Raw genomic sequence first — 25,599 nt, 5'->3', positions numbered from 1 at the left:
TCGTTTCTTGAAACGGTCTCTTGAAACGCTCTCTTCGAACGTTGGGCACGGCCGCCCAGGCACGACGCACGCACCACCGGCCTCGCCGAAACATTCAAAACGGAAACATTTTCCTTTTCAAGTATTATTTTGCATTTGAGCGAACACGAATCGCTGCGGCGGTGTCAGACCGGCTTGACCAGCTTGAAGTCGAGGCCGTCGGCCTCGGCGAGATACATCTGCATCCGGGCATGACCGTTGCGAACGACGACCGGGCCGCGCGCGCCGCCATAAACGATGTTGCGGCCCGCCGCGAGCATGGGCGCCATCGACAACGAACCGGCTTTGTTCGCGACGGCTTCGAGGAAACGCAGGCCTTCATAGCTGGACTGGCCGAGCGAGCCGATCGGCGGGGCGTTCGGCCCGAACATCTGGCGATACCGGCTTTGGAAATCGTCGTTGGCGCGCGAACCGACACCGGGAAAATAGCCGGAGGCACAGAACATGTTCTCGCTGTTGTCAGCGCCGATGCCGAGCAGCACGGTCTCGTCCATGGCTCCCGCAAGCCGCAGCGTCGTCGCGCCCAGGCCGCATTCGCCGAAGGCGCGGTTGAAGGTGATGCTGTCGGTTCCGATCAGGGAGATCAGCACCACATCAGGCTTCGCGGCGCGGATGCGCTCCAGATGCGGCTCGTGGTTGTCCTCGCCGAGGGGAACGAACTCTTCGCCGACGACAAGTCCGCCGGTTTCCCTGATGTAGGTCTTCACGGCGCGGTGCGATTGCCAGGGCCAGACATAATCGCTGCCGATCAGGTACCACCGCGCCGCCTTCTTGACGTCGGCGAGCCAGTGGATCGACGGCCGGCTCTGCCAGCGCGGCGTCTCACCGATCGCCATGACGCCGGGCGTGCGCTCGCCGCCCTCGTAGACCGGCGTGTAGATGTAAGGAATCCGGTGGCGCGTGGTGACGTCGCGAAGGCCAACGCGAACCGCGCTGGTATGCAAGCCCACGATCAGATCGACCTCGTCGAACGCGATCGCCTGCTCGGCGCGGTTCAATATCTCATCGAGGGGTCCGCCGGCGTCGTAGATCGAAAGCTCGATCTCGCGTCCGAGGATGCCGCCGCGCTGGTTGATCTCGGCGACCGCGAGCTGTGCGCTGTTGGTCGCGCACGGGCCCCAGACCCCGGGTGAGCCGGTGCAGCAGATGAAGCCGCCGATGCGCAGCTTGTTCGCGCCGCGCCGCTTGAAGAAAGCGTGATCGCTCGGCGACAGCGCACCATCAGCCGCCGATGACGACAGATTCCTGAGCAGCAAGGACGGCGGCAACGCCGGACCGCCGTGAGCCGGGAAGTTTACCGTCGCGCGCACGCCAACTCCTGTCTGGCACCAGACCTGAAAGCACATTGAGCAGGCGGCCGCGGCATCCGCCCTTTTGTTGTGCAATCATCCTATTTTGAAAATATTGAATATTCAACAATTGAAGTGCATATAGAAGCAGCATTGATTGCAAGACATTCACTCATTTGGGTCAAGACGAAGTCTTAGCCGTGGCAAAATCCAACGCTCCAATCACCGAACACCTCGCCTATTTGCTCGCGCAAGCCAACCGGGAGATCAACCGGCAGCTGGAACTGCGCTTGAGCAAGGAAGGCGTGCCCGTCGAACAGTGGCGGATCCTGAAGGTTCTCTCCGATGGCAACGGCCATTCGATGGGCGAGCTTGCAGACGCCGTGCTGCTCAATCATCCGACGCTGACCAAGATGATCGACCGCATGGTCTCCGACACGCTGGTCTATCGCGTGCAGGACCCGAACGACCGCCGTAAGGTTTTGATGTTCATCTCCGACCGCGGCAAGGTGCTGAGCAGGAAGCTCAACTCGCTCGCGGTCGACCAGGAGGAGCACATCCTGGAAAGCTACGGCGACAAGTCGACGAGCGAATTGAAGCGGCTGCTGGAGAGCTTGATCGACAGCTCGAATTGAGGCGCGTGATGCGTCTTGCTGAACGGCCGCAGCCCGGATGGAGCGCAAGCGTAATCCGGTGTCTTTCTCTCACAACGACTGGATTCCCGGATTGCGCTTCGCTCCATCCGGGCTACGAGGTCCCGCCTTGGATCTCGCGGGACGATGATGACGTGACGGAAGCTGCACACCACACGCACGGCTGTCATCGCCCGATTTAATCGGGCGATCCAGTATTCCAGAGACAGTCGTGATTGAATCGAGAGGCCGCGGCGTACCGGGTCGCCTGGTCAAGCCGGGCGACGACAGCGGAGAATGAGGCGCGGGCTTCGCGCCTCACGCGCTCACGACAGCATCACCTGATCGCTACGCGTACCGCCCGTGGCAGTGCTTGTACTTCTTGCCGCTCCCGCACGGGCAATCCTCGTTGCGGCCGATCTTGCCCCAGCTGGCCGGGTTCTTCGGATCGCGCAACGCGGCGTCGGTGGCTTGCGGAGCGAGCGTGACGCTGGCGAGTGCCATCTCGTCCTCGCCGGTGTCCGGATTGAGCTTGTGCGCTTCCATCGCGGGCAGCATCGGCGCTTCCTGCTCCGGCGGGACGATCTCGACCCGCATCAGCTGCGCGGTGACGGCCTCGCGCAAATGCGCGCTCATCTCCTGGAAGAGATTGAACGCTTCGGTCTTGTACTCCTGCAGCGGATCGCGCTGACCGTAGCCGCGCAGGCCGATGACCTGGCGCAGATGGTCGAGCATGATCAGGTGCTCGCGCCAGAGATGGTCCAGCGTCTGCAGCAAAATAGTCTTCTCGACGTAACGCATCACGTCGGGACCCCACTGCGCGACCTTCGCCGCCATGTGCTCGTCGGCGCGGGTCTCGATGCGGTTGAGCAACTCCTCGTCGGCAATGCCCTCTTCCTTGGCCCAGTCCTGGACCGGCAGGTCGAGATCGAGCACGCGCTTCAGCTCTTCCTTCAGGCCGGCCGTGTCCCACTGCTCGGCATAGGCATGCTCGGGCACGTGCTTGGCGACGAGATCGTCGATGAAGGCATGGCGCATGTCGGTGACGGTCTCGGCGACGCTGTCGTCCTTCATCAGGTCGACGCGCTGGTCGAAGATCACCTTGCGCTGGTCGTTCTGGACATTGTCGAACTTGAGCAGGTTCTTGCGGATGTCGAAGTTGCGCGCCTCGACTTTCTGCTGCGCCTTCTCCAGCGCCTTGTTGATCCAGGGATGGATGATCGCCTCGCCCTCTTGCAGGCCGAGACGCTGGAGCATGCTGTCGAGGCGATCCGAGCCGAAGATGCGCATCAGATCGTCTTCCAACGACAGGAAGAATTTCGAGCGGCCGGGGTCGCCCTGACGGCCGGAACGGCCGCGGAGCTGGTTGTCGATGCGGCGGGATTCGTGCCGCTCGGAGCCGATGATGTAGAGGCCGCCCGGTTTCTTGACGGTCCTGGCCGGCTTCGCGCCCTTGGCCGGCTCGATCTCGACGGTCTCTTCGGCCTTCAGCACGATCTCGCGGAAATGCGCGATGTCGGCCTTGATCTGCTCGATCTTCTTGGCCTTCTCGGCCTCGTCCTCGATGCCACCGGTCTCCTGCTGGATGCGCATTTCGAGCGAACCGCCGAGCTTGATGTCGGTACCGCGGCCGGCCATGTTGGTCGCGATCGTGATCGCGCCGGGCACGCCGGCTTCGGCAACGATATAGGCTTCCTGCTCGTGGAAGCGCGCGTTCAGCACCGCGAACAGCTTGGCCGGCTTGTTGGCGCGCGCTGCGGCGTACAGCTTCTGCATCGCGTTTTCGCTGCCGAAATCGATCTGCCGGTAGCCGTGCTTCTTGAGGTATTCGGCGATGACCTCCGACTTTTCGATCGAGGCCGTGCCGACCAGCACCGGCTGCAGCCGCGCATTGGCACGCTCGATCTCGGCCAGGATGGCGGCGTATTTCTCGTTCTGGGTGCGATAGACCTCGTCGTCCTCGTCGAGACGGGCGACTGCCAAATTGGTCGGAATTTCCACGACCTCGAGCTTGTAGATGTCGAACAATTCGTCGGCTTCGGTCAGCGCCGTGCCGGTCATGCCGGCGAGCTTTTCGTACATCCGGAAATAGTTCTGGAACGTGATCGAGGCCAGCGTCTGATTTTCCGGCTGCACCGACACGTGCTCCTTGGCTTCCAGCGCCTGGTGCAAACCTTCGGAATAGCGCCGGCCCTGCATCATGCGGCCCGTGAACTCGTCGATGATGATCACCTCGTCGTCGCGGACGATGTAGTCCTTGTCGCGGGTGAACAGCGTGTGGGCGCGCAGCGCCTGGTTGATGTGATGGACGACGGAGACGTTCTCGACGTCGTAGAGCGACTCGCCTTTGAGCTGCCCGGCATCGCGCAGCAAGGTCTCGATTTTCTCCATGCCGGCTTCGGTCAGCGTCACCGTGCGCTGCTTCTCGTCGACCTCGTAGTCGGTCTTGTCGAGCTTGGGCAGGAAGCCGTCGATGGTGTTGTAGAAGTCGGAGCGGTCGTCGAGCGGACCGGAGATGATCAGCGGCGTGCGCGCTTCGTCGATCAGGATGGAGTCGACTTCGTCGACGATGGCGTAGAAATGCGGCCGCTGGACCATGTCCTCGAGCCGGTACTTCATGTTGTCGCGCAGATAGTCGAAGCCGTATTCGTTGTTGGTGCCGTAGGTGATGTCACAGGCGTAGGCGGTCTTGCGCTCGGCATCGTCGAGACCGTGGACGATCACGCCGGTGGTCATGCCGAGGAAGCCGTAGATCTGGCCCATCCAGGCCGAGTCGCGGCTGGCGAGGTAGTCGTTGACGGTGACGACGTGGACGCCCTTGCCGGCGAGCGCGTTGAGGTAGACGGCGAGCGTTGCGACCAGCGTCTTGCCTTCGCCGGTCTTCATCTCGGCGATATCGCCCTCGTGCAGCACCATGCCGCCGATCAGCTGGACGTCGAAATGACGCTGGCCGAGCGTGCGCTTGGCGGCCTCCCGCACGGTAGCGAAGGCCGGCACCAGGATGTCGTCGAGCGTCTTGCCCTCGGCGAGTTCTTTCTTGAATTCGGCGGTGCGCGCCTTGAGCGCCTCGTCGGAGAGTTTCGAGACCTCCGGTTCAAGCGCGTTGATCGCGCTGACGCGGGACTGATATCCCTTCACCCGCCGGTCGTTGGCGGAGCCGAAAAACTTGCGGGCGAGCGCGCCGATCATGCCTAGTTCCTGTGTTCGCGATTCAACCGCGTTGCAGCCAAGAAGTTGTCGCCCGACTGCCTATCAACTCACCGTGACGCCCGATGGCGCCAGAGCCCGGACTGCGGGGGGTCATCCGCCATATGGGTGGGAATTGAGCCAGTCTGGGTTCAACGGCCAAAAACGCAGCAAAATAAACGCCATCGCCATGGTCGCGACCGGGCAGAGATATGGCCCGGTCAGGGCCTTGTCAACGGCGGCCAATCTTGCCGCCAATTCATCATTTTGACAGACTTTTCGCGTTGCCAAGCCCCCTTGATTGGGCGAGTGTCCGCCCGCTTAAGCAGCCCCTGCTTCAACATAAGGATTTTGCATGACCACCTCGTTCCCGGTCACCACCGGCCAGCGTTTCCGCCACGCGTCCGCCCTGGCTGGCTGCTTTGCCTTGGCGCTCTCCCTGGCGGTCGCCGGCCCGCTCCGGGCGGCCGACGATCCGGTCCTGGCGAAGGTCAACGGCGCTGACATCAAGAAGAGCGACGTCACCATGGCCGAGGAGGAACTCGGACCGAGCCTCGCCCAGATGGATCCGGCGACCAAGGACGAAAACGTCCTGTCCTTCCTGATCGACATGAAGATCGTGGCCAAGGCCGCCGAGGACAAGAAGGTCGCCGACGGCGAGGAATTCAAGAAGCGCATGGCGTTCGCCCGCAATCGCCTGCTGATGGACAGCCTGCTCGCCCAGGAAGGCAAGGCCGCGACCAACGACGACGCCATGAAGAAGGTCTATGAGGAGGCCTCCAAGCAGATCACCGGCGAGCAGGAAGTGCGCGCCCGCCACATCCTGGTCGAGACCGAGGACGAGGCCAAGGCAGTGAAGGCCGAACTCGACAAGGGCGCCGATTTCGCCGAGCTTGCCAAGAAGAAGTCCAAGGATCCGGGCTCCGCCGATGGCGGCGACCTCGGCTTCTTCACCAAGGAACAGATGGTGCCGGAATTCTCGGCGGTCGCCTTCGCGCTGGAGCCGGGCAAGATCTCCGACCCCGTAAAGTCGCAGTTCGGCTGGCACATCATCAAGGTCGAGGAGAAGCGCAATCGCAAGGCGCCCGACTTCGCCCAGGTCAAGCCCCAGATCGAACAGTACGTCACCCGCAAGGCCCAGGCCGACTATGTCGCCAAGCTCCGCGCGGAAGCCAAGGTCGAGCGCATGGACCAGGCCGACGCGTCCAAGGACGCCAAGCCGGCCGACGCCGCCAAGCCAGCCGATGCGAAGCCGTCCGACAGCAAGATGGCGCCGCCCGCCAAGAAGTAAGAATTCGCTGTCACTTCAGTGACGCGAAGGGTATCTAAGCATCGCAATGGCCGGGCCAAAAGTGCGAAGCACGTCTTCGCACTGGAGGCCCGGCCATCTGCATATCCAGACCTCACCAAGGCGCCCAAGATGTCCTCCTCGGTCTCCCCGCTCGCTCCGAAACACGTTCCCGACATGCCCCTGATCGCGGGCGTCCGTCTCGCGACGGCCGAGGCCGGCATCCGCTACAAGAACCGCACCGACGTGCTGCTCGCGGTGATGGACAAGGGCACCGCGGTCGCCGGTGTCTTCACCAAGTCGAAATGCCCGTCGGCGCCGGTCGAATGGTGCCGTGCCAAACTGAAGGGCGGCAAGGCCCGCGCCCTCGTCGTCAATTCCGGCAATGCCAATGCCTTCACCGGCAAGACCGGCCGCGGCTCCACCGCGCTGACCGCGAAGATCGCGGCCAAGGCCGTCGGCTGCAGCGAGAGCGAGATCTTCCTGGCCTCGACCGGCGTGATCGGCGAGCCGCTGGATGCAAGCAAATTCGACGGCGTGCTCGGCCGCCTCGCCGAGACCGCCGAGCCCGGCGACTACCTCGCCGCCGCCAAGGCGATCATGACCACCGACACCTTCCCCAAGGTCGCGACCGCGACCGTGAAGCTCGGCAAGGCCAAGGTCACCATCAACGGCATGGCCAAGGGCGCCGGCATGATCGCGCCCGACATGGCGACGATGCTGTCCTTCATCTTCACCGACGCACCGATCGCGCCCGCCGCGCTCCAGGCGTTGCTCAAGGCCGGCGTCGAGGACACCTTCAATGCGGTGACAATCGACGGCGACACCTCGACCTCGGATACGCTGCTGGCGTTCGCAACGGGCGCCGCGGCCGAACATGGCGCACCAAAAATCAGCCGCGCCAGCGACCCGCGCCTGAAGGCGTTCGGCAAGGCGTTCAATCAGGTGCTCGCCAATCTCGCCGAGCAGGTCGCTCGCGACGGCGAAGGCGCGCGCAAGCTGGTCGAGATCACAGTCGAGGGCGCCAAGACCAAGGCTTCCGCACGCAAGATCGCGATGTCGATCGCCAACTCGCCGCTGGTGAAGACCGCGATCGCCGGCGAGGACGCCAATTGGGGTCGCGTGGTGATGGCGGTCGGCAAGGCCGGCGAGCCGGCCGATCGCGACAAGCTGTCGATCTCCTTCAACGGCATCCGCGTCGCCAAAAGCGGCGCGCGCGATCCGTCTTACGACGAGACGCAGGTATCGGAAGCGATGAAGGCGCCGGAGATCGCGATCAAGGTCTCGCTCGGCCTCGGCAAAGGTCGCGACCGCGTGCTGACCTGCGACCTCACCAAGGAATATATCGCGATCAACGGGGATTATCGGTCCTAGGACATGGCCGACCTGAAACTAACTCTTGTTGTGGCGTGCGCGCTCGTCGACGCCGACAAGCGCGTCCTGATCGCGCAGCGCCCCGAAGGCAAGACGCTGGCGGGCCTCTGGGAGTTTCCCGGCGGCAAGTGTGAGCCCGGAGAGCGGCCGGAGCAGAGCCTGATCCGTGAGCTCCACGAAGAGCTCGGCATCACCGTCGCCGAGCCGTGCCTGGCACCGCTGACCTTTGCGAGCCACAGTTACGAGACCTTCCATCTGTTGATGCCGCTCTACATCTGCCGGCGCTGGGAAGGGATGGTCGAAGCCCGCGAAGGCCAGAAGCTGGCCTGGGTCCGCGCCAACAGACTGCGCGACTATCCGATGCCTCCCGCGGACATTCCGCTGATCCCGCATTTGATTGATCTGCTGATGTGACGCCCGGACGCAGGCGGCGCACGTCAATCTTTACCCGCCTTCTTCACCGCCTCCGCCAGGCTCGCTTTCGCCGATCCCGGCTTCAGCGGCTGTTGCTGGCTCGCATGGGGCGCCCAACCGGAGAGCCAGATGATATCGAACGTGGCACGGATGCGGCCGTCGGCGTCGGCAAAGCGCTCGGCGTAGATTTCGGCCATCCGCAGCAGCGTCGCGCGCCGGCTCGGCGTACGCCGCCGCTCGATCAGCACATTGGCCGCGCCCATGCGGCGGAGATCCTGCATCAGCGCGAACGCATTGGCATAGCGCACCACGACGCGATCGACGTCGGTGACCGGCAGTGCAAAGCCCGCCCGCTGCAACAGTGCGCCGATATCGCGCAAATCGGCGAACGGCGCGACGCGCGGCGACATGCCGCCTTCGCATTCGGCTTCCGCGGCGGCAAAGGCCTCGCGCAGCTCGGTCAGGCTGTCGCCACCGATCATTGCGGCGAGCAGCAGGCCGTCAGGCTTCAGCGCGCGACGGATCTGCGCGAACACGCCCGGCAGGTCGTTGACGAATTGCAGCGCCAGCGCCGAAACGACGACGTCGAGGCTTTCGGGCGCGAAGGGCAATTTCTCGGCGCCCGCCGCATCGAGCGCGATCCGTTGGATGGAAGGCAGCCGCCCTCGTAACTCCGCAAGCCCCTCACCCGGCGTCCACAGATCGGCCGGTGCGTGAAACTCGCGCATCACCGCGGCTAGCCGGTCGGACATGTCCTCGGCGACCCGATCGAGCAAAAAGGAAACCGGACCTTGCGCCTGCGCACGCCGCTGCCGCCCCTGCAGCAGGGCAAGATCGAACAGGGCGGGCGGGGTTTGCGGGTTCTCAGCCATGCCGCTGGTTACGCCGATCACGACGGTTCTGGCAATCCGCTGTGTGCGGCGCTAGCCTTCGATTATGAAAGCCGAGGGTGCCCATATACGTTCGATCGCCCTACCCTTCCGTGCCGCATGGACTGTCGGCCGCCACGTGCTGTCGCGTGCGGCGCGGCTCGCCCTCGACATCGCGCTGCCGACGTTGTGTGTCTCCTGCCGCGAGCCGGTCGACGGTGAAGGCGTTTGCGCGGCGTGCTGGGCAAAACTGTCGTTCATCGAACGGCCCTATTGCCCACGCCTCGGCATTCCCTTCGTTTATGATCCCGGCCCCGACATGCTGTCGATGGAGGCGATCGCGAGCCCGCCGGCGTACCACCGGGCACGCGCGGCGGTGCGCTATGACGACGTCGCGCGCACGCTGGTGCATGCGCTGAAATACCAGGATCGCACTGATCTGGCGCCCGCCATGGGCCGCTGGATGGCGCGCGCGGGCGGCGAGCTGCTATCGGATGCCGACATGCTGGTCCCCGTTCCCCTGCATTGGCGCCGGGCCTGGCGGCGACGCTACAACCAGTCCGGCGCGCTGGCACACATCATCGCACGGCGGAGCGGGGTGAAAGTGCGGGGCGAGGTGCTGCGCCGGGTGCGTGCCACCGAGCAGCAGATCGGGCTGTCGCGCGCCCAGCGCGCCACCAACGTGCAGGGCGCATTCCAGGTATCCCCCGACCGTCAGGCCGAGGTTCAGGGCCGGCGCATCGTCCTGATCGACGATGTCCTGACCTCGGGCGCGACATTGGATGCCTGCGCGCGCGCTCTTCTTCGCGCCAAGGCGGCCCAGGTCGACGTGCTGGTCTTTGCCCGGGTTGTCGAGAGCCGGTAAAGTCCCATATAATTCAACAAATTCATGACATGAGAGCGCTGGACGCCATGACCGCTGCTGTCGAAATCTACACCAGGCCAGGATGTGGCTATTGTTCCGCTGCCAGGTCGCTTCTGACCCGCAAGAAGGCGACCTTCACGGAATTCGACGTCGCCAAGAACCCGTCCTGGCGCGACGAGATGTACGACCGCGCCGGCGAAGGCTCGACCTTCCCGCAGATCTGGATCGGTGGAACCCATGTCGGCGGCTGCGATGAGCTCTATGCGCTCGACCGTGAAGGCAAGCTCGACGGCCTGCTCGAAAGCGTGAAGGCGGTCTCATGAGCGACAACAGGACCTTCACCGCAGCCATGGTGCAGATGCGCACCAGCCTGATGCCCGAGCCGAGCCTCGCGCAGGCAACGAAACTGATCCGGCACGCCGCGGCCAACGGTGCCGACTACGTGCAGACGCCCGAAGTCAGCAATATGATGCAGATGAATCGCAAGGCGCTGTTCGAGCACCTCCAGAGCGAGGAGGACGACGCCTCGCTGAAGGCGTATCGCGCGCTCGCCGCCGAGTTGAAGATCCACATCCATGTCGGCTCGCTCGCACTGCGCTTCTCTGACGAGAAGGCGGTGAACCGCTCCTTCCTGATCGGGCCCGAGGGCAATGTGCTCGCGAGCTACGACAAGATCCACATGTTCGACATCGAGCTGCCGGACGGCGAGAGCTATCGCGAATCCGCCAACTACCAGCCGGGTGAGACCGCCGTGATCTCCGATCTTCCCTGGGGCCGCGTCGGCTTAACGATCTGCTACGACGTGCGCTTCCCTGCGCTCTACCGCGCGCTGGCCGAGAGCGGCGCATCCTTCATCACAGTGCCGTCAGCTTTCACCCGCAAGACCGGTGAGGCGCACTGGCACGTGCTGCTGCGGTCGCGCGCGATCGAGACCGGCTGCTTCATTTTTGCCGCGACACAGGGCGGCCTGCACGAGAACAAGCGCGAGACGTTCGGCCACTCCCTGATCATCGATCCCTGGGGCGAGATCCTGGCCGAGGGCGACATCGAGCCCGGCATCATCATGGCCAAGATCGATCCGGCCAAGGTCGAGACCGCACGCCGCGCAATCCCGTCGCTCCAGCACGGCCGCCGCTTCGGCGTCGCAGATCCCAAGGCCGGGCCCGACCATCTGCACCTGGTGCGGGGATCGGCATGATCCGCTACGCGCTTCACTGCGACCACGACCACGAATTCGAAAGTTGGTTCCAGAGCTCGTCGGCCTACGATTCGCAGGTGAAGCGCAAGCTCGTGACCTGTCCGATCTGCGGCTCGGCCAAGGTCGACAAGGCGATCATGGCGCCGCGCATCGTCGGCAAGAAGGGCCGCGGCCCCGCAACGCCGCCGCCGGAGCCGGCCACCACCGTTGCCGCGCCCGAGGCGGCGCCGTCCGGATCGACCTCGCTGATGATGGCGCAGGAGCGCGAGCTTCGCAGCAAGCTGAAGGAGCTTCGCGACCACATCGTCAAGAACGCCGACAATGTCGGCGAGCGCTTTGCGAACGAAGCCCGCGCGATGCACTATGGCGACAAGGAGCACCGCCCGATCTACGGCGAAGCCTCGCCCGACGAGGCAAAGTCGCTGATCGACGAGGGTATCGAAGTGTCGCCGCTGCCGACGCTGCCGGAAGACCGGAACTAGACCCCCACCAGCACTGCCACGCCGATGATGATCAGCGCGATGCCAGCAATCTCGCGCGGCGCGATCGGCTGCTTGAACGAGTAATACGCCACGGCTTGTGCGAACAGCACCTCGATCAGAGCGAGCGTGCGGACATTGGCGGCGGCTGTCAGCGCGAACGCCAGGAACCAGAACTGCGAGGCGAAGGCGCCCATGAAGCCGGCGAGCAGCGACGGCTTCCACAGTCCCAGGATCGCCTGCAGCACCTTGGGCGCGCGCCAAAGCAGGTAGATCGTCAGGATCAGCGTCTGCACGAACAGCCCTAACACCAGCGTGAACGACGCCGCCGTCACGAACGACACGCCCGGCACGTTGATGATGGCGCCGCGGAAACCGACTGCAGACAGCGCGAACGCCGCGGCGGCGACGAGACCGGTGATGGTCGGCTTCAGCTCGGCAAAGCTCTTCTCGCCGCCGGGACGCAGCGCGGTGATGACGACCCCGACGGTCGCGATCACGATCGCCAGCACCCTGAGCCATGTCAGGTGATCGCCGAGGAAGATGAAACCGAAGATGGCGGTCTGGATCGCTTCGGTCTTCAGGTACGCCGTCGTCACCACGAAGGAGCGGTCGTTCATCGCGAGCAGCATCAGGCCGGTGGCGACGATCTGGCTGAGCGCACCCAGCAGCAGCCACGGCCAGAACACGGTCGGCGGCATGCTGAGATGATCGCCGGTCGCGACAAGCACCACGCCCAGGAACAGCAGCGAGAACGGGAAGCCGAACAGGAAGCGGATATTGGTCGCGCCCCAGGTCCCCAGCGGCTTTGTGAGTGATCGCTGCATCGCATTGCGCGCGACCTGGCCGAGCGCAGCAATGACGGTGAAGGGGATCCAGAGGCTGGTGATGGTTAGCATGGGGGTGGAAATGAGTGGGAGGGCTAAAGATCGCGGCCAACCTGCCGCTAGCATTGCAGCAGGTCAATCACGCCCACGTCATAGGAGCGATGCTCTCGCCAAAAATTCGATGTCGTCCCGGCCTAGTGCGCAATTGCGCACGGGGGGCCGGGACGACAGCGGAGTTGTGGGCACAGCCGGGCAATTACGAGCAGCCCCTCACACCATCCCTTCCGCCACGAGCATGTAATTCACGTCCATGTCGGAGGAGAGCGTCCATTTGTCGGCGAAGGGTGAGTAGACGACGCCGGTCTGCTCGGTGATGACGAGGCGGTTGTCCAGGAGGTGTTTCGTCAGCTCGTCGGGGGTGACGAACTTGTTCCATTCGTGGGTGCCGCGCGGCAGCCAACGCAGCACATATTCAGCGCCGACGATGGCAAGCGCAAAGCTCTTCCAATTCCTGTTGAGCGTGGACACCACCATCAGCCCGTTCGGCTTGAGCATCGCGGCGCAGCGCTTCAGGAAAACGCCGACGTCGACGACGTGCTCAACAACCTCCATCGCCAGCACGATATCAAAACGCTCGCGCGGATCGATCTCCTCCACCGTGGTGCAGCGATAGTCGATCGACAGATGGCTCTTGTCGGCATGCAGCTTCGCCGCCGCAATATTGCTGGCCGACGGATCCATGCCGATGACCTGTGCGCCCAGCCGCGACAGCGGCTCGCACAGCAGGCCGGCGCCGCAGCCGATGTCGAGCACACGCAGACCGCCGAGGCAGTTGAGGCTGCGCACATTGCGCTCGAACTTGCGGCAGGCGGCATCGCGGATGTAGCCGAGCCGCAACGGATTGATCCGGTGCAGCGGCGCCATCTTGCCTTTGGGGTCCCACCACTCGGCCGAGAGTTTTGAGAACTTCGCGATCTCGGCGGCGTCGACGGTCGAGCCCGGCTGGGCGGCGGCGGTTGCGGAAATATTTTGCTGCATGCTCATGGTTACGCGAGGTCCTACCGCGTGGTGATCGAATTACGGAAGGCGAGCGGTGAGGCGATGGTTTTGATTCTCTCAAAACCCTTCCCGACGCCGCGAATCGTCACATCACCATAGTTGAGAATACGTCCAGGAATCGACTGATCGACGTCGACGCTCTCCACCTTGTCTAGGCTCATTTCGAAGGTCTTCCGGGTGATAAACCCGGTCTTATGCACGACCCGCAAATTGGTCACGTCGGTCTCGGTGGTCCACCGATGGAACCAAGCCCTCACAGTCCAATACATCGCCGCCAGAGCCACGAGACCGGATGCAACGAGACAGAGCAGGACGAGTCCCTCGACGATCGTTTGCCGGGACGCGACAAACAGGGCCAAGGCCACGATCCAGGCCAGGATCGCCGGAAAATAGAAGATCCAGTGCGCATTGGTCGAATACAGCACCCGCTCGCCCGGTTGCAGAATTTCGTCGATATAGCGCGCCATAACCTCTGACAACCCATTGCCCGGATTGGGCCCCCAGGAATCCGCTTGAGGAACCCGCTTGCCCCCGGCCCCGCCCCTCTGTATACGCGCGGTCGGAATCCGCGAGGCGTCCGTCCAGCGCGGGTCACCATACTGATCCTTATGAAGGAATGCACGCGTCGTCATGAGCCGCCTCGTGATGAAATTCGGCGGCACATCCGTCGCCAACATCGAACGTATCCGCAACGTCGCACGCCATGTGAAGCGTGAGGTCGACGCCGGCCACGAGGTGGCCGTGGTCGTCTCCGCGATGTCCGGCAAAACCAACGAGCTGGTGGCCTGGTGCAGCGAGGCCTCGCCGATGCACGACGCGCGCGAATACGACGCCGTGGTCGCCTCCGGCGAACAGGTCACCTCGGGCCTGCTGGCCATCGTGCTCCAGGGCATGGGCATCCAGGCCCGCTCCTGGCAGGGCTGGCAGATCCCGATCAAGACCAGCGACGCCCATGCCTCGGCCCGGATCGAGGACATCGACGGCAGCGAGATCATCAACCGCTTCAAGGAGCGGAAGGAAGTCGCGGTCATCGCCGGCTTCCAGGGCATCAATCCCGAGACGAACCGTATCACCACGCTCGGCCGCGGCGGCTCCGACACCTCGGCCGTGGCGATCGCCGCCGCCGTCAAGGCCGACCGCTGCGACATCTACACCGACGTCGACGGCGTCTACACCACCGACCCGCGAATCGTGCCGAAGGCCAAGAGGCTGGACAAGATCGCGTTCGAAGACATGCTGGAACTGGCTTCCCAGGGCGCCAAGGTGCTCCAGGTCCGCTCGGTGGAACTCGGCATGGTCCACAACATGCCGATCTTCGTCCGCTCGAGCTTCGACAAGCCCGAGGATATCGACCCGCATGCCAACCAGCCGCCCGGCACGCTGATCTGCGGCGAGGAGGAGATCATGGAAAACCACGTCGTCACCGGCATCGCCTTTTCGAAGGACGAGGCCCAGATCTCGGTGCGCCAGATCGAGGACAAACCGGGCGTTGCGGCATCGATCTTCGGCCCGCTGGCGGACGCCAACATCAACGTCGACATGATCGTGCAGAACGTCTCGGAGGACGGCAAGACCACCGACCTCACCTTCACGGTGCCGGCCGCCGACTACACCCGCGCCAAGGACACGATCACCGCCGCCAAGGCCACGATCGGCTATATCAGGCTCGACACCGCCACCGACGTCGCCAAGATCTCGGTGATCGGCAGCGGCATGCGCAGCCATGCCGGCGTCGCCGCCCAGGCGTTTTCGGCCCTCGCAGGACGGAACATCAACATCCGGGCCATTACAACCTCCGAGATCAAATTCTCGGTCCTGATCGACACCGCCTATACCGAGCTGGCGGTGCGCACGCTGCACACGCTCTACGGCCTCGATCAGGCCTAAAACCCCATCCGTCGTCGCGCTTCAGATTGTTGTTTAAGCACAGTCTTTCCGGAAAACCGCTTCGCACTTTTCCGGACCATGCTTAGACTAATTTTCTCTTAGCGGTCGCAGCAAACGCGAAGATGTACATACCTTTGCGTTTGGCAGGCGTTTTGCTTGGCAAAACAAGCCTCAATTCGCTATACGGCGAACAGGGTGGGCTGCCGCAGACTGTGTCCCAGTTCCGGCGGCGCTGATTCGGTGCAAGCAATCACTTGCGCCTGCGCCGGACAGACAATTTGATTGTTTTTCTGGAATTTTGGGCCAGCCGCCGGCCAATATCACCGGGCCGGGCAGACGGAGGAGATTGACGGTTCATGCGGAGCGCGTCGGGAGGTCCCCGCGTCTTGTTGAGACGGCTCCGCGAAACCATGGCGGAGCAGGTCTCGGCCCAGGAGCGGCTGGACAAGATTGTGGTGCTGATCGCCGCCAACATGGTGGCCGAGGTGTGCTCGGTCTATGTGCTGCGCATCGACAACACCCTCGAGCTCTACGCCACCGAAGGCCTCAACCGCGAGGCCGTGCACCATACCGTGCTGAGCGCCCATGAGGGCCTGGTCGGCCTCGTCGCCAGCGAGGCGACGCCGCTCAATCTGAACGACGCGCAGAGCCACCCGGCCTTCTCATTCCGCCCGGAGACCGGCGAAGAGATCTATCACTCCTTCCTCGGCGTGCCGATCCTGCGCGCCGGCAACACGCTCGGCGTGCTGGTGGTGCAGAACCGCGCCAAGCGCACTTATGTCGAGGAGGAGCTCGAGGCGCTGCAAACCACCGCCATGGTGCTGGCGGAGCTGATCGCGTCGGGCGAATTGTCGGCCCTCGCGCAGCCCGGCGCCGAGCCGGCCGCGCGCCATTCCACCCAGAAGGCCGGCGCGATCCTCTCGGAGGGCATTGCGCTCGGCCATGTCGTGCTGCATGAGCCGCGCGTCGTCATCAAGGACTACATCGCCGAGGATTTGCCGAAGGAGATCAAGCGGCTCGACACCGCGCTCGCCAAGCTGCGCTCCGACCTCGACCGCATGCTCGAGCGCGGCGACGTCGCCGAGGGCGGCGAACACCGCGACGTGCTGGAAGCCTACCGCATGTTCGCCAACGACCAGGGCTGGTCGCACAAGCTGCACGAGGCGGTCGCCACCGGCCTGACGGCGGAAGCCGCCGTCGAGCGCGTCCAGTCCGACACCCGCGCCCGGATGCTGCGCGTGACCGATCCTTATTTGCGCGACCGACTGCACGATCTCGAGGATCTCGGCTACCGCCTGATGCGGCAGCTGGTCGGCCAGGACCATGCGCCCTCGCGCGAGCAAATGCCCGACAACGCCATCGTCATCGCCCGCGCGATGGGGCCGGCGGCGCTGCTCGACTACGACCGTAAACGCCTGCGCGGCATCGTGCTGGAGGAAGGCACCGCCAATTCCCACGTCTCGATCGTGGCGCGCGCACTCGGCATTCCCGCGGTCGGCGAAGTGCCGAACGCGCCGGGCATCGCCGATCCCGGCGACGCCATCATCGTCGACGGCACGTCGGGCGCTATCTATGTGCGCCCCTCGCAGGAGATCGAAGCAGCCTATGCCGAGCGCGTGCGCTTCCGCGCCCGCCGCCAGGCGCAGTATGTGGCGCTGCGCGACCGGCCCTGCGTCACCAAGGACGGCGAGAAGGTCGAGCTCCTGATCAATGCCGGCCTCGCGATTGACCTGCCGCATATCGACGACACCGGCAGCGCCGGCATCGGCCTGTTCCGCACCGAGCTGCAATTCATGGTCGGCCAGAGTCTGCCGCGCACCAGCGACCAGCTCGCGCTCTACCGCGCCGTGCTGGACGCAGCTGGCCCCAAGCCCGTCACCTTCCGCACCCTCGACATCGGCGGCGACAAGGCGCTGCCCTATATGGAGACGGTGATCGAGGAAAATCCCGCGCTCGGCTGGCGTGCGATCCGGCTCGGGCTCGACCGTCCCGGCCTGTTGCGCGGCCAGATCCGCGCGCTGCTGCGCGCCGGTGGCGGGCGCGCACTACGCATCATGTTCCCGATGATCTCGGAGGTCGCCGAGTTCGATGCCGCGAAGGCGCTGGTCGAGCGCGAACTGACTTATCTGCGCCAGCACGGCCACACGCTGCCGGAGCGCATCGACATCGGTACCATGGTCGAGGTGCCGGCGCTGCTCTACCAGCTCGACGAGCTCCTGAAGAAGGTCGACTTCATCTCGGTCGGTTCCAACGATCTGTTCCAGTTCCTGTTCGCAGTCGACCGCGGCAACGCCAAGGTTTCCGAGCGCTTCGACACCATGTCGACGCCGATCCTGCGGGCCCTGCGCGACATCGCGCGCAAGTCGCAGGCCGCGAAGAAATCGCTGTCGCTCTGCGGCGAGATGGCCTCGAAGCCGATCGGCGCGCTCGCGCTGATCGCGATGGGCTACCGCTCGCTGTCGCTGTCGGCGACCGCGCTCGGCCCGGTCAAGGCGATGGTGATCGACCTCGATGCCAAGAAGGCCGAAGCCATGCTCGGCCCATTGCTGGATGCGCCGAGCGGCAGCGTCTCGATCCGGCAGAAGCTGACGGAATTTGCCGAGGCCGAAGGCCTGGCATTGTAGCGGGCCTGTCACCGCTTCCCGCTGCTTCGCTCCCTTCCGCACTTTGAGACCATACCGATGTCGTCACTCCCCGAAGCCAAACTGGACGTCCTGCTCGCACATCACGCATCCCTTGAAGCCGAATCGCTCGGACAGCTCTCTTCCGAGCGCTACGTGCAAGTCACGCGCGAGCTCGCCGAGATCAGCCCACTGATCGAGGCGGTGAAGTCTTATCGTTCCGCGGTGAAGGAGCTCGCCGACACCGAGGCGCTGATCGCCGATCCCGCGACGGATGCCGAGATGCGCAGCATGGCGGAAGCCGAGCGCGGCGAGCTCAATCTAAAAATTGAGGATCTCGTCCAGAAGATCCGCGTTGCGCTCATGCCCAAGGACGCCATGGACGATCGCAACGTGGTGCTGGAAATTCGCGCCGGCACCGGCGGCGACGAGGCCTCGCTGTTCGCCGGCGATCTGTTCCGGATGTACGAGCGTTTTGCCGCCTTGCAGGGCTGGAAGGTCGAGGTGATCTCGGCGAGCGAAGGTACCGTCGGCGGCTACAAGGAAATCATCGCGGAGGTGCAAGGCCGCGGCGCATTCTCCAAGCTGAAGTTCGAATCCGGCGTGCACCGGGTGCAGCGCGTCCCCGACACGGAAACGCAGGGGCGCATCCACACCTCCGCCGCTACCGTCGCGGTGATGCCCGAGGTCGAGGAGGTCGACGTCGAGATCAAGAACGACGATTTGCGCATCGAGACCATGCGCGCGCAGGGCGCCGGCGGCCAGCACGTCAACAAGACCGAGTCGGCGATCCGCATCACCCACATCCCGACCGGCATCGTGGTGATGATGCAGGACAGCCGCTCTCAGCACAAGAACCGCGCGTCCGCCATGAACATCCTGCGCTCGCGCATCTACGACGCCGAGCAGCAGCGCGTCGACGCCGCGCGCTCGGCCGAGCGCAAGGAGAAGGTCGGCTCCGGCGACCGCAGCGAACGGATCCGCACCTATAATTTCCCGCAAGGACGCGTCACCGACCACCGCATCAACCTGACGCTCTACAAGCTGCCGCAGGTGATCGCCGGCGAAGCGCTCGGCGAGTTGACCGACGCGCTGACCACCGAGCACCAGGCCGCACAGCTCGCCGCGCAGGGCGCGGCGGCGTAGCGGGCCCCGCTGGACACGATCCTAGGGCTTGCTGGAGGCGCGGAATGACTTCAAGAGCCGGCTCAGCGCCGGGCTCGCAGCTCGACGCAGCTCCTCAAGGTTCTTCCGCGAGAGCGCCTGGAGCTTCCGCTCACCTTTTTTGGTCAGCTTGAGATGAACGCGCCTGGCATCTTCCGGGTCGGCAGCGCGACTGACCAGCCCGAGCTTCGCGAGGCGGTCGATCAGCTCGACAGCCGAGTGATGCCGGATCAGTAGAAACCGCGCAACGTCGCCGGCCGTCGCAGGTCCGGGGCGGACAAAGCCCTTGATCCCGAGCAGCGCCTGATGCTGCGTCGGCGTCAGTCCCTGCTGTGCTGCCGCTGCCTCGCTGAACGCCAGAAAGCTTCGGATCTGGTGGCGGAACTGGGCCAGCCCAGCATAGTCGGAATCGCTCATCGTGCGGCTGCCCGAAGACCGTGCAGGCACCGCCGTCGCGGGCCGTTGCGCCTTCTTTGCCTGAACCATGTCGTGCCGCCTCCGACCTTGCCGCCCGGCAACACGGGCGGCCTAGCCAAAAGTAGCAAGCCGCGGCTGCAGGACCAACTAATGGCCGCCGCGGATGCACAAATATCAGCCCTGCGAACGTCCTATTCGAAGCTGGACAGCAGGATTTTCACCAGGATGACCTGAAACGCGATCGGGATGCGGACGCTTTTCCGCCGGATCGAGCGCTGGAGCGCTCCGGCGATCTCCGCACCGGTCAAGGCGCCGGCCGACGCGTTGGCAATCAGCTCCGCCCACATCTGCGAGAGCGAGCCGCCGGACGGGATCACCGGCTTGATGGTGACGCCGCAGCCATGCGCCCAGTCGACGATCTCCCGCATTGTACGCGGACCGCAATTGCGCGCGGTCGCGAGGCGCTCGGCCGTCAGCGCGCGCAACAGCTCGCGCGAGGGCGACCAATTTCCCTTCGGCGGCTGCTCGCCGGTGAACTCGACCGCGAGCTCCTTCAGAACATTCTGGGCACGCACGCTGAGCTTCTTCATCGGCACCGGCGCGCGCTTAGCTTGGGCGGAGCCGATAGCCGGTCCCCGCTCGCCGGTCGGCCGATTGCGTGACTCGGGCGTCCGGCAGGCCTCGCTCGACTGCGGCATCGCGCGCGGGTCGTCGCCCTCCGCGGGCCACGCCATCTCGGGCCGCTCCGCCTGCTGCGGCCATGATTGTCGCTTCCGGGCACCCACCGCTGTTCTCTGCCGCGCCATGTCTCTCGCCGAACCCGCAAGCCTCATACTCACAAAGACTAATATATATCGTGATCCGATATGTTTTCACGAGATAATTTTCGTCGTTCGACCAAAGACGAAATTGACAGAAGGCCTTCACAAGCAATGGTTACATCCAAGAGCTACACGCGGATGTGACGTGCCCGGCGCGGGCAGGCCTTCGAGGCCGGCCGCCGCCGGACAGGCCATGTTCTGCCTGCAAACAAGAACGATGTTCGGAGGAAACGACCATGACTGACGATCTCATCCGCCGCGGCCTCTCGCGCCGCGGCCTGCTCCAGACCACCGCAGGCCTCATCGGCGGCTCGATGCTGCCCGCGATGCCGGCCTTTGCCGAAGACAAGCCGGCGATCGGCACCTATCCCGCCGGCGTCTCGGGTTCCACGGCCTTCATCGGAATCTCGGTGCCACGCACCGGCACCTATGCCGTGCAGGGCGAGGACGAGCTCAAGGGCTACCAGCTCGCGATCGAGCACATCAATGAAGGCCACGATCTGATCAAGAAAATCTCGCCCAAGACCAGCAAGGGCGTGCTCGGCAAGGAGCTGAAGTTCGGCGTCGCGGATTCCGCGGCCAAGCCCAACGAAGCCGTACAGGCGCAACAGCGCTTCATCAGCGAGAACAAGGCAATCATGATCACCGGCGGCACGTCGAGCGCCGTTGCAGTTGCGCTCAACAAGCTGGCGCAGCGCGAACATGTGCTGTTCGTGTGCGGCATTTCCGGGTCGAACGACACCACCGGCAAGGACTGCGTCCGGTACGGCTTCCGTCAGAATTTCTACGGCCAGACCGCGGCGGCGGCAATCGGCCCCGTCCTGGTCAAGCAGTTTGGCAAGAACAAAAAGGCGGCCTATCTGACGCCGGACTACACCTATGGTCACACGGTAACCAAGTCGATGCAGGATCATCTGGCGACCGCCGGCTGGACCACCACGACTGACCAGGTAGCTCCGCTCGGCGCTCCCGACTATTCGTCCTATCTCCTCAATGTCGCGAACTCCGGCGCCGACGTCCTCATCAATGTGAACTGGGGACATGACGCGGTGCTTTCGACCCAGCAGGCCAAACAGTTCGGCATTCTCGACAAAATGAAACTGGTCGTGCCATACCAGGTGCCGTTCATCGCCCGCGAGACCAACGGCCTGATGCAGGGCGTCTTTGCGGCGACCGATTATTGGTGGACGCTCGAGGACAAGTTTCCGCTGGCCAAGATGTTCAACGAGACTTTCGAGAAGAAGTATGGCTACAAGCCCGAGTGGGGCGCCGAGAACGCCTATATCAGCTTCGCACACTGGGCGCGCATGTGCGAGGAAGCCGGCAGCTTCTATCCGCCTGATGTGATCAAGACTTACGAGAAGGGCGAAACCCTGCCCTCGTTCGTCGGCGACGTGCACTACCGAGCTGAAGATCATCAATGCGTCCGCCCGGTCGTGATCGTCAGGGGCAAGATGGAAAAGGAAATGAAGGGCAAGGATGACTATTGGGAAGTCATCGAGATCGTCCCCGGCGAAGGTTTGATGCAGCCGCCAGGTGCGTTCGGCTGCCATCTCGGCGATTACAGCTAGAGACGAGGCAACAATGCCGCCGGCGCCGCAGGAACCATCTCATTCCTGCGGCGTCGGCTTTTTTTGAACGCGTGAAAGTCCTTGCCAATCATGACTGTGACCGCCCGCTTATGATTAGTTGGCCCAATTTCGTTTCGCAGCTGTTCAACGGCCTGGCACTTGGGGCGCTTCTCGCCCTGATCAGTTCCGGACTGACGATCATCTACGGCACCCTCGGCGTGCTGAACCTCGCTCACGGCGCGATGTTCATGATCGGTGGCTATGCCGGCTTCGTCGCCTTCCAGTACACCGACTCGTTCATCCTCGCCGTCCTCGCCGGCTCTTTGTTCGTGATGCTGCTGGGCGTTGTAATGGAACGAACCATCATTCGCCATTTCTATCATCGACCGCACGAGGACCAGTTGCTCGTCACCTTCGGGCTCGGGATCTGCTTTGTCGAGATCATCCGCCTGATCTTCTCCAGCCAGTCGCAGCTGGTGCCGCCGCCGGCGATGCTCCAGGGCATCACGAATCTCGGCTTCATGTTCTATCCGACCTACCGCCTCGCCGTGGTCGGCATCGTCGCGATCGCGCTCGGCGCGCTGTTCATCGTCCTCTACCGGACCCGGCTCGGCATGATCGTGCGGGCCGGCATCGAGGATTCGGTGATGGTGGATTCGCTCGGAATTAACGTCTATCGCGTCTTCATGGTGGTGTTCGGCATCGGCGCGATGGCCGCCGGCTTTGCCGGCATCGTCAACGCTCCGGTGGTGTCGCTGACACCGGGCATCGGTGACGACATCCTGGTCCAGACCTTCGTGGTGGTGGTGATCGGCGGCGTCGGCTCGTTCCCCGGCGCGATCCTTGGCGGCCTGATCGCCGGCGAGATCATCAGCGTCACCTCCATGTTCAACCCCGGCTACGCCTATGTGATGCTGTTTGCGGCGATGGCGCTCGTGCTCGTGGTACGACCGCATGGCCTGCTCGGCGTGCAGGGCCGCGAATAAGTGATCCGCTGATGCTCAAGCAACGCCCGTTCCTGATCGAAACATTGACGGCCATCGGCCTGATCGTGGCTCCCTTCGTGCTGCCTCATCTCGGCTTTGCGCCGAACACGGTGAATCGGATCCTGGTCTGGGGCCTGTTCGGCCTCGGCTTCGACATCCTGTTCGGCTTCACCGGTCTGCTGTCGTTCGGCCAGTCCGCCTTCTACGGCACTGGCGGCTTCGTCGCCGCCTACCTCCTGACCCGTGCCGGCTTCAGCAACGTGCTGGGCGCGCTGGTCATCGGCATGATCGCGGCGGCTGCGACCGGCTATCTGATCGGCCTGATCGCGCTCCGCCGCACCGGCATCTACTTCGCGATGATCACGGTGGCGATCGCAGAAGTGTTCTTCTTCGTCGAGTTCAATCCGCTCTCCGACTTTACCGGCGGCGAGAACGGCCTGCCGGGCGTGCCGACGCCTAGCTTCAATCTCGGCTTCACCGCCCTTCACTTCACCGATGGCTGGTCGCTCTATCAGTTCATCGCACTGTGCTATTTCATCGGCGTCCTCATCGCGCTCAGGATCGTGCGCTCGCCGGTGGGCGCGATTCTGAGCGCAATCCGGGATAATCCGCTGCGCGCCACCGCGGTCGGCCACAACATCCACGGCTACAAGATGACCGCTTTCGTGATCGCCGCCGCTTACGCCGGCTTCGCCGGCGGCTTGCTCGGCGTGCTCCAGGCTTTCATGCCGCCCGACGCCTTCACCTTCGATACCTCCGGCCAGCTCGTGATGCAGACCGCCATTGGCGGCCGGGGCACCTTGTTCGGGCCGCTGGTCGGCGCAACCGTCTGGCTATTCCTGCAGGATTTCCTGCAGTCCGCGCTGGGCCTCGGCGCAGCCTGGAAGTTGGTGCTGGGCGTCGTGTTCGTGCTGCTCGTCTGCTTCCTGCGCGGTGGTATCGTCGGCGGTCTCGTGGACCTCTACGGCCTCGTATTCGGCAAACGAACGCGGAAGGACGAGGAGACGGAACAAGAGGCTCGGATCGAAGCCGCGCAAGAGGCCCCACCTGCACCGATGCAGGCGAAAGCAGTCGAGCACCCCGCCTATTCCGGACCGATCCTGAAAGCGACGGGTCTCACCAAACGCTATGGCGGCCTCGTCGCCAACAGCGACATCGATTTCAGCGTCAATCAGGGCGAACTGCGCGGCATCATCGGCCCCAACGGCGCCGGCAAATCGACCTTCTTCAAGATGCTGACCTGCGAGATCGCGCCGACCTCGGGCCAGATCGTGTTCGAGGGATGCGACATCACGGGCCTGAAGGTGACCGAGGTTTGCCAGCTCGGGCTGACCAAGAGCTACCAGGTCAACCAGCTCTTCACCGGGCTGACGGTGCGGCAGAACCTGACCATCGCCGCGCTCGCCGAGCTGCGCGGCAAGTTCCGGCTCGACCTGTTCCGCACGCTCGCCGGCGTCAAGGGCCTGTCGGAGCAGGTGGAGCACACGCTCGCTTTGGTGAACCTGACCCGCCGCGCCGACACGCCCGTGTCCGAGCTCGCTTATGGCGAAAAGCGCAGGCTGGAAATCGGGCTGGCGCTCGCCACCTCGCCGCGTCTGCTGCTGCTGGATGAGCCGCTCGCCGGCATGAGCCCGCGCGAGCGGGTCGAGACCGTCAGGCTGCTCAAATCGATCGCGCGTGGCCGCACCATGATCATCATCGACCACGACATGGATTCACTGTTCGAGCTGGTTGAGCGCGTCACCGTGCTGCAGGAGGGGCGCGTGCTGGTCTCCGGCACGCCCGAGGAAATCAAGACCAACGCCGCGGTGCAGGAAGCCTATCTCGGCGGTGTTCACGGAGAGATCGCGGCATGAGCCTGATCGAGGTCAGCGGCCTGAACAGCTATTACGGGGACTCCCACATCCTGTTCGACGTCGCCATGCATGTCGAGCAGCACGAAGTGGTCGCGCTGCTCGGCCGCAACGGCGCTGGCAAAAGCACGACTCTGAAGAGCCTGATGGGCGTGGTGACGCCGCGCAGCGGCAGCGTGAAGTTCGACGGCATTGATATCGCCGGACGCAGGAGCCACAAGATCGCACAAGCCGGAATGCAGCTCGTGCACGAGGAGCGGCGGATCTTCGGCAGCCTGTCGGTGGAGGAAAACATCCTCCTCGCCGGGATTACCGCGCCGAAGCGCTGGCCGCTCGATCGCATCTACGAGATGTTTCCACGGCTGAAGGAGCGGCGCAACAACCGCGGCACCGAGCTCTCCGGCGGCGAGCAGCAGATGCTCGCGATCGCGCGCGCGCTGGTGCGCGATCCCAAGATCGTCCTGCTGGACGAGCCGTTCGAGGGGCTTGCGCCCGTCATCGTCCACGACCTCGTCAAGGCCTGCCGCGATCTCGCGGCCGCCGGCCAGACCATCGTGCTTGTCGAGCAGAATTTGGCAGCAACGCTGGCGCTGGCGACGCGGATCTACATCATCAACAACGGCCACATCGTTCACGAGGGGCCTGCGCAGGAGCTCAAGGCCCAGCCGGAACTGCTGCAGCGCTATCTCGGCGTCTAGTCAAACAGCAAGATCAACCGCGATCGTCCCTGAATACTTCCAAGCAGGGGATCTCGCAGCGC

General features: G+C 64.2%; 23 protein-coding genes. 15 read left to right on the top strand and 8 right to left on the bottom strand.

The annotated features are described in order from the left end of the window. Positions 1–164: 164 nt before the first annotated feature. A complete protein-coding gene (locus JJE66_RS12270) occupies positions 165–1,349 on the bottom strand; it encodes a substrate-binding domain-containing protein (RefSeq protein WP_200514520.1) in 1,185 nt (394 codons plus the stop codon). Positions 1,350–1,528: 179 nt separating this feature from the next. Between JJE66_RS12270 and JJE66_RS12265 the strand changes: the two genes are divergently transcribed. Then, positions 1,529–1,963, top strand: coding sequence for a MarR family winged helix-turn-helix transcriptional regulator (locus JJE66_RS12265; protein ID WP_200514519.1), 435 nt, complete (start codon positions 1,529–1,531; stop codon positions 1,961–1,963). Positions 1,964–2,308: 345 nt separating this feature from the next. Here the strand turns inward: JJE66_RS12265 and secA are convergent, their stop codons facing one another. Further along, entirely contained in the window at positions 2,309–5,149 is a 2,841-nt protein-coding gene (gene secA, locus JJE66_RS12260) for a preprotein translocase subunit SecA (protein ID WP_200514518.1), read from the bottom strand. 352 nt (positions 5,150–5,501) lie between these two features. Here secA and JJE66_RS12255 point away from each other — a divergent pair, with 352 nt between their 5' ends. From JJE66_RS12255 to JJE66_RS12245, 3 genes are all read left to right on the top strand, one after another. Further along, on the top strand, positions 5,502–6,437 hold the full coding sequence (locus tag JJE66_RS12255; RefSeq protein WP_200514517.1) for a peptidylprolyl isomerase: 936 nt from the start codon (positions 5,502–5,504) through the stop codon (positions 6,435–6,437). 129 nt (positions 6,438–6,566) lie between these two features. Beyond that, the gene (argJ, locus tag JJE66_RS12250; RefSeq protein WP_200514516.1) at positions 6,567–7,808 is read left to right on the top strand and encodes a bifunctional glutamate N-acetyltransferase/amino-acid acetyltransferase ArgJ; all 1,242 of its coding nucleotides are present in this window, start codon (positions 6,567–6,569) and stop codon (positions 7,806–7,808) included. A gap of 3 nt (positions 7,809–7,811) precedes the next feature. Further along, a complete protein-coding gene (locus tag JJE66_RS12245) occupies positions 7,812–8,222 on the top strand; it encodes a (deoxy)nucleoside triphosphate pyrophosphohydrolase (RefSeq protein ID WP_200514515.1) in 411 nt (136 codons plus the stop codon). Between the two features lie 23 nt (positions 8,223–8,245). Here JJE66_RS12245 and JJE66_RS12240 read toward each other — a convergent pair whose 3' ends face one another. Further along, the gene (locus tag JJE66_RS12240) at positions 8,246–9,094 is read right to left on the bottom strand and encodes a methyltransferase domain-containing protein (protein WP_200515337.1); all 849 of its coding nucleotides are present in this window, start codon (positions 9,092–9,094) and stop codon (positions 8,246–8,248) included. 64 nt (positions 9,095–9,158) lie between these two features. Between JJE66_RS12240 and JJE66_RS12235 the strand changes: the two genes are divergently transcribed. Genes JJE66_RS12235 through JJE66_RS12220 form a run of 4 tightly spaced genes read left to right on the top strand, consistent with a single transcriptional unit; the run spans position 9,159 to position 11,636 of the window. Then, positions 9,159–9,956 (top strand): ComF family protein, encoded by a 798-nt coding sequence (locus JJE66_RS12235; protein ID WP_200514514.1) that lies wholly within the window; start codon positions 9,159–9,161, stop codon positions 9,954–9,956. 47 nt (positions 9,957–10,003) lie between these two features. Further along, positions 10,004–10,279, top strand: a complete 276-nt coding sequence (grxC, locus tag JJE66_RS12230) for a glutaredoxin 3 (RefSeq protein ID WP_092231328.1) — start codon at positions 10,004–10,006, stop codon at positions 10,277–10,279. After that, positions 10,276–11,154 carry a carbon-nitrogen hydrolase family protein gene (locus tag JJE66_RS12225; protein WP_200514513.1) on the top strand — a complete coding sequence of 293 codons (879 nt, stop codon included), beginning with the start codon at positions 10,276–10,278 and terminating at the stop codon, positions 11,152–11,154. Before grxC ends, JJE66_RS12225 begins: the two co-directional genes overlap by 4 nt. Further along, positions 11,151–11,636 (top strand): DUF1178 family protein, encoded by a 486-nt coding sequence (locus JJE66_RS12220; RefSeq protein ID WP_200514512.1) that lies wholly within the window; start codon positions 11,151–11,153, stop codon positions 11,634–11,636. The genes JJE66_RS12225 and JJE66_RS12220 overlap by 4 nt, the downstream gene beginning before the upstream one ends. On the opposite strand, the gene JJE66_RS12215 is transcribed toward JJE66_RS12220, so the two are convergent. From JJE66_RS12215 to JJE66_RS12205, 3 genes are all read right to left on the bottom strand, one after another. Beyond that, entirely contained in the window at positions 11,633–12,532 is a 900-nt protein-coding gene (locus tag JJE66_RS12215) for an EamA family transporter (RefSeq protein ID WP_200514511.1), read from the bottom strand. The genes JJE66_RS12220 and JJE66_RS12215 overlap by 4 nt on opposite strands. Before the next feature lie 198 nt (positions 12,533–12,730). Then, a complete protein-coding gene (gene ubiG / locus JJE66_RS12210) occupies positions 12,731–13,504 on the bottom strand; it encodes a bifunctional 2-polyprenyl-6-hydroxyphenol methylase/3-demethylubiquinol 3-O-methyltransferase UbiG (protein ID WP_200514510.1) in 774 nt (257 codons plus the stop codon). 14 nt (positions 13,505–13,518) lie between these two features. Then, on the bottom strand, positions 13,519–13,986 hold the full coding sequence (locus JJE66_RS12205) for a PH domain-containing protein (RefSeq protein WP_200515336.1): 468 nt from the start codon (positions 13,984–13,986) through the stop codon (positions 13,519–13,521). 163 nt (positions 13,987–14,149) lie between these two features. On the opposite strand from JJE66_RS12205, the gene JJE66_RS12200 reads away from it, so the two are divergent. The 3 genes from JJE66_RS12200 (at position 14,150) to prfA (ending at position 19,173) form a co-directional block, all read left to right on the top strand. After that, positions 14,150–15,406, top strand: a complete 1,257-nt coding sequence (locus JJE66_RS12200) for an aspartate kinase (protein WP_200514509.1) — start codon at positions 14,150–14,152, stop codon at positions 15,404–15,406. Positions 15,407–15,762: 356 nt separating this feature from the next. Continuing rightward, the gene (ptsP, locus tag JJE66_RS12195; RefSeq protein WP_200514508.1) at positions 15,763–18,030 is read left to right on the top strand and encodes a phosphoenolpyruvate--protein phosphotransferase; all 2,268 of its coding nucleotides are present in this window, start codon (positions 15,763–15,765) and stop codon (positions 18,028–18,030) included. 57 nt (positions 18,031–18,087) lie between these two features. Further along, a complete protein-coding gene (gene prfA, locus JJE66_RS12190) occupies positions 18,088–19,173 on the top strand; it encodes a peptide chain release factor 1 (RefSeq protein WP_200514507.1) in 1,086 nt (361 codons plus the stop codon). 21 nt (positions 19,174–19,194) lie between these two features. On the opposite strand, the gene JJE66_RS12185 is transcribed toward prfA, so the two are convergent. Next, positions 19,195–19,677 (bottom strand): MarR family winged helix-turn-helix transcriptional regulator, encoded by a 483-nt coding sequence (locus JJE66_RS12185; RefSeq protein WP_200514506.1) that lies wholly within the window; start codon positions 19,675–19,677, stop codon positions 19,195–19,197. Positions 19,678–19,799: 122 nt separating this feature from the next. Further along, complete coding sequence (locus JJE66_RS12180) at positions 19,800–20,342, bottom strand: hypothetical protein (RefSeq protein ID WP_246756162.1); 543 nt, start codon at positions 20,340–20,342, stop codon at positions 19,800–19,802. Positions 20,343–20,665: 323 nt separating this feature from the next. Here JJE66_RS12180 and JJE66_RS12175 point away from each other — a divergent pair, with 323 nt between their 5' ends. The 4 genes from JJE66_RS12175 (at position 20,666) to JJE66_RS12160 (ending at position 25,537) form a co-directional block, all read left to right on the top strand. Beyond that, positions 20,666–22,000 carry a substrate-binding protein gene (locus JJE66_RS12175; RefSeq protein WP_200514504.1) on the top strand — a complete coding sequence of 445 codons (1,335 nt, stop codon included), beginning with the start codon at positions 20,666–20,668 and terminating at the stop codon, positions 21,998–22,000. A gap of 110 nt (positions 22,001–22,110) precedes the next feature. After that, positions 22,111–22,986, top strand: coding sequence for a branched-chain amino acid ABC transporter permease (locus tag JJE66_RS12170; protein WP_200514503.1), 876 nt, complete (start codon positions 22,111–22,113; stop codon positions 22,984–22,986). Positions 22,987–22,997: 11 nt separating this feature from the next. Further along, positions 22,998–24,842: an ABC transporter permease subunit gene (locus JJE66_RS12165; RefSeq protein WP_200514502.1), complete on the top strand. Its 1,845-nt coding sequence runs from the start codon at positions 22,998–23,000 to the stop codon at positions 24,840–24,842. After that, positions 24,839–25,537: an ABC transporter ATP-binding protein gene (locus JJE66_RS12160; protein WP_200514501.1), complete on the top strand. Its 699-nt coding sequence runs from the start codon at positions 24,839–24,841 to the stop codon at positions 25,535–25,537. The genes JJE66_RS12165 and JJE66_RS12160 overlap by 4 nt, the downstream gene beginning before the upstream one ends. The last annotated feature ends 62 nt before the right edge of the window (positions 25,538–25,599 follow it).

The organism is Bradyrhizobium diazoefficiens (genome assembly GCF_016612535.1).
In the GTDB taxonomy this organism is placed as follows: Bacteria; Pseudomonadota; Alphaproteobacteria; order Rhizobiales; family Xanthobacteraceae; genus Bradyrhizobium; species Bradyrhizobium diazoefficiens_C.
This window is presented reverse-complemented; position numbering and strand designations above follow the sequence as displayed.

Excerpts from the sequence above, each read along its gene's own strand:
- secA (WP_200514518.1), bottom strand. The coding sequence starts at position 5,149 with ATGATCGGCGCGCTCGCCCGCAAGTTTTTCGGCTCCGCCAACGACCGG.
- JJE66_RS12255 (WP_200514517.1), top strand. The coding sequence starts at position 5,502 with ATGACCACCTCGTTCCCGGTCACCACCGGCCAGCGTTTCCGCCACGCG.
- argJ (WP_200514516.1), top strand. The coding sequence starts at position 6,567 with ATGTCCTCCTCGGTCTCCCCGCTCGCTCCGAAACACGTTCCCGACATG.
- JJE66_RS12245 (WP_200514515.1), top strand. The coding sequence starts at position 7,812 with ATGGCCGACCTGAAACTAACTCTTGTTGTGGCGTGCGCGCTCGTCGAC.
- JJE66_RS12240 (WP_200515337.1), bottom strand. The coding sequence starts at position 9,094 with ATGGCTGAGAACCCGCAAACCCCGCCCGCCCTGTTCGATCTTGCCCTG.
- JJE66_RS12235 (WP_200514514.1), top strand. The coding sequence starts at position 9,159 with ATGAAAGCCGAGGGTGCCCATATACGTTCGATCGCCCTACCCTTCCGT.
- grxC (WP_092231328.1), top strand. The coding sequence starts at position 10,004 with ATGACCGCTGCTGTCGAAATCTACACCAGGCCAGGATGTGGCTATTGT.
- JJE66_RS12225 (WP_200514513.1), top strand. The coding sequence starts at position 10,276 with ATGAGCGACAACAGGACCTTCACCGCAGCCATGGTGCAGATGCGCACC.
- JJE66_RS12220 (WP_200514512.1), top strand. The coding sequence starts at position 11,151 with ATGATCCGCTACGCGCTTCACTGCGACCACGACCACGAATTCGAAAGT.
- JJE66_RS12215 (WP_200514511.1), bottom strand. The coding sequence starts at position 12,532 with ATGCTAACCATCACCAGCCTCTGGATCCCCTTCACCGTCATTGCTGCG.
- ubiG (WP_200514510.1), bottom strand. The coding sequence starts at position 13,504 with ATGAGCATGCAGCAAAATATTTCCGCAACCGCCGCCGCCCAGCCGGGC.
- JJE66_RS12205 (WP_200515336.1), bottom strand. The coding sequence starts at position 13,986 with ATGGCGCGCTATATCGACGAAATTCTGCAACCGGGCGAGCGGGTGCTG.
- JJE66_RS12200 (WP_200514509.1), top strand. The coding sequence starts at position 14,150 with ATGAGCCGCCTCGTGATGAAATTCGGCGGCACATCCGTCGCCAACATC.
- ptsP (WP_200514508.1), top strand. The coding sequence starts at position 15,763 with ATGCGGAGCGCGTCGGGAGGTCCCCGCGTCTTGTTGAGACGGCTCCGC.
- prfA (WP_200514507.1), top strand. The coding sequence starts at position 18,088 with ATGTCGTCACTCCCCGAAGCCAAACTGGACGTCCTGCTCGCACATCAC.
- JJE66_RS12185 (WP_200514506.1), bottom strand. The coding sequence starts at position 19,677 with ATGGTTCAGGCAAAGAAGGCGCAACGGCCCGCGACGGCGGTGCCTGCA.
- JJE66_RS12180 (WP_246756162.1), bottom strand. The coding sequence starts at position 20,342 with ATGGCGTGGCCCGCGGAGGGCGACGACCCGCGCGCGATGCCGCAGTCG.
- JJE66_RS12175 (WP_200514504.1), top strand. The coding sequence starts at position 20,666 with ATGACTGACGATCTCATCCGCCGCGGCCTCTCGCGCCGCGGCCTGCTC.
- JJE66_RS12170 (WP_200514503.1), top strand. The coding sequence starts at position 22,111 with ATGATTAGTTGGCCCAATTTCGTTTCGCAGCTGTTCAACGGCCTGGCA.
- JJE66_RS12165 (WP_200514502.1), top strand. The coding sequence starts at position 22,998 with ATGCTCAAGCAACGCCCGTTCCTGATCGAAACATTGACGGCCATCGGC.
- JJE66_RS12160 (WP_200514501.1), top strand. The coding sequence starts at position 24,839 with ATGAGCCTGATCGAGGTCAGCGGCCTGAACAGCTATTACGGGGACTCC.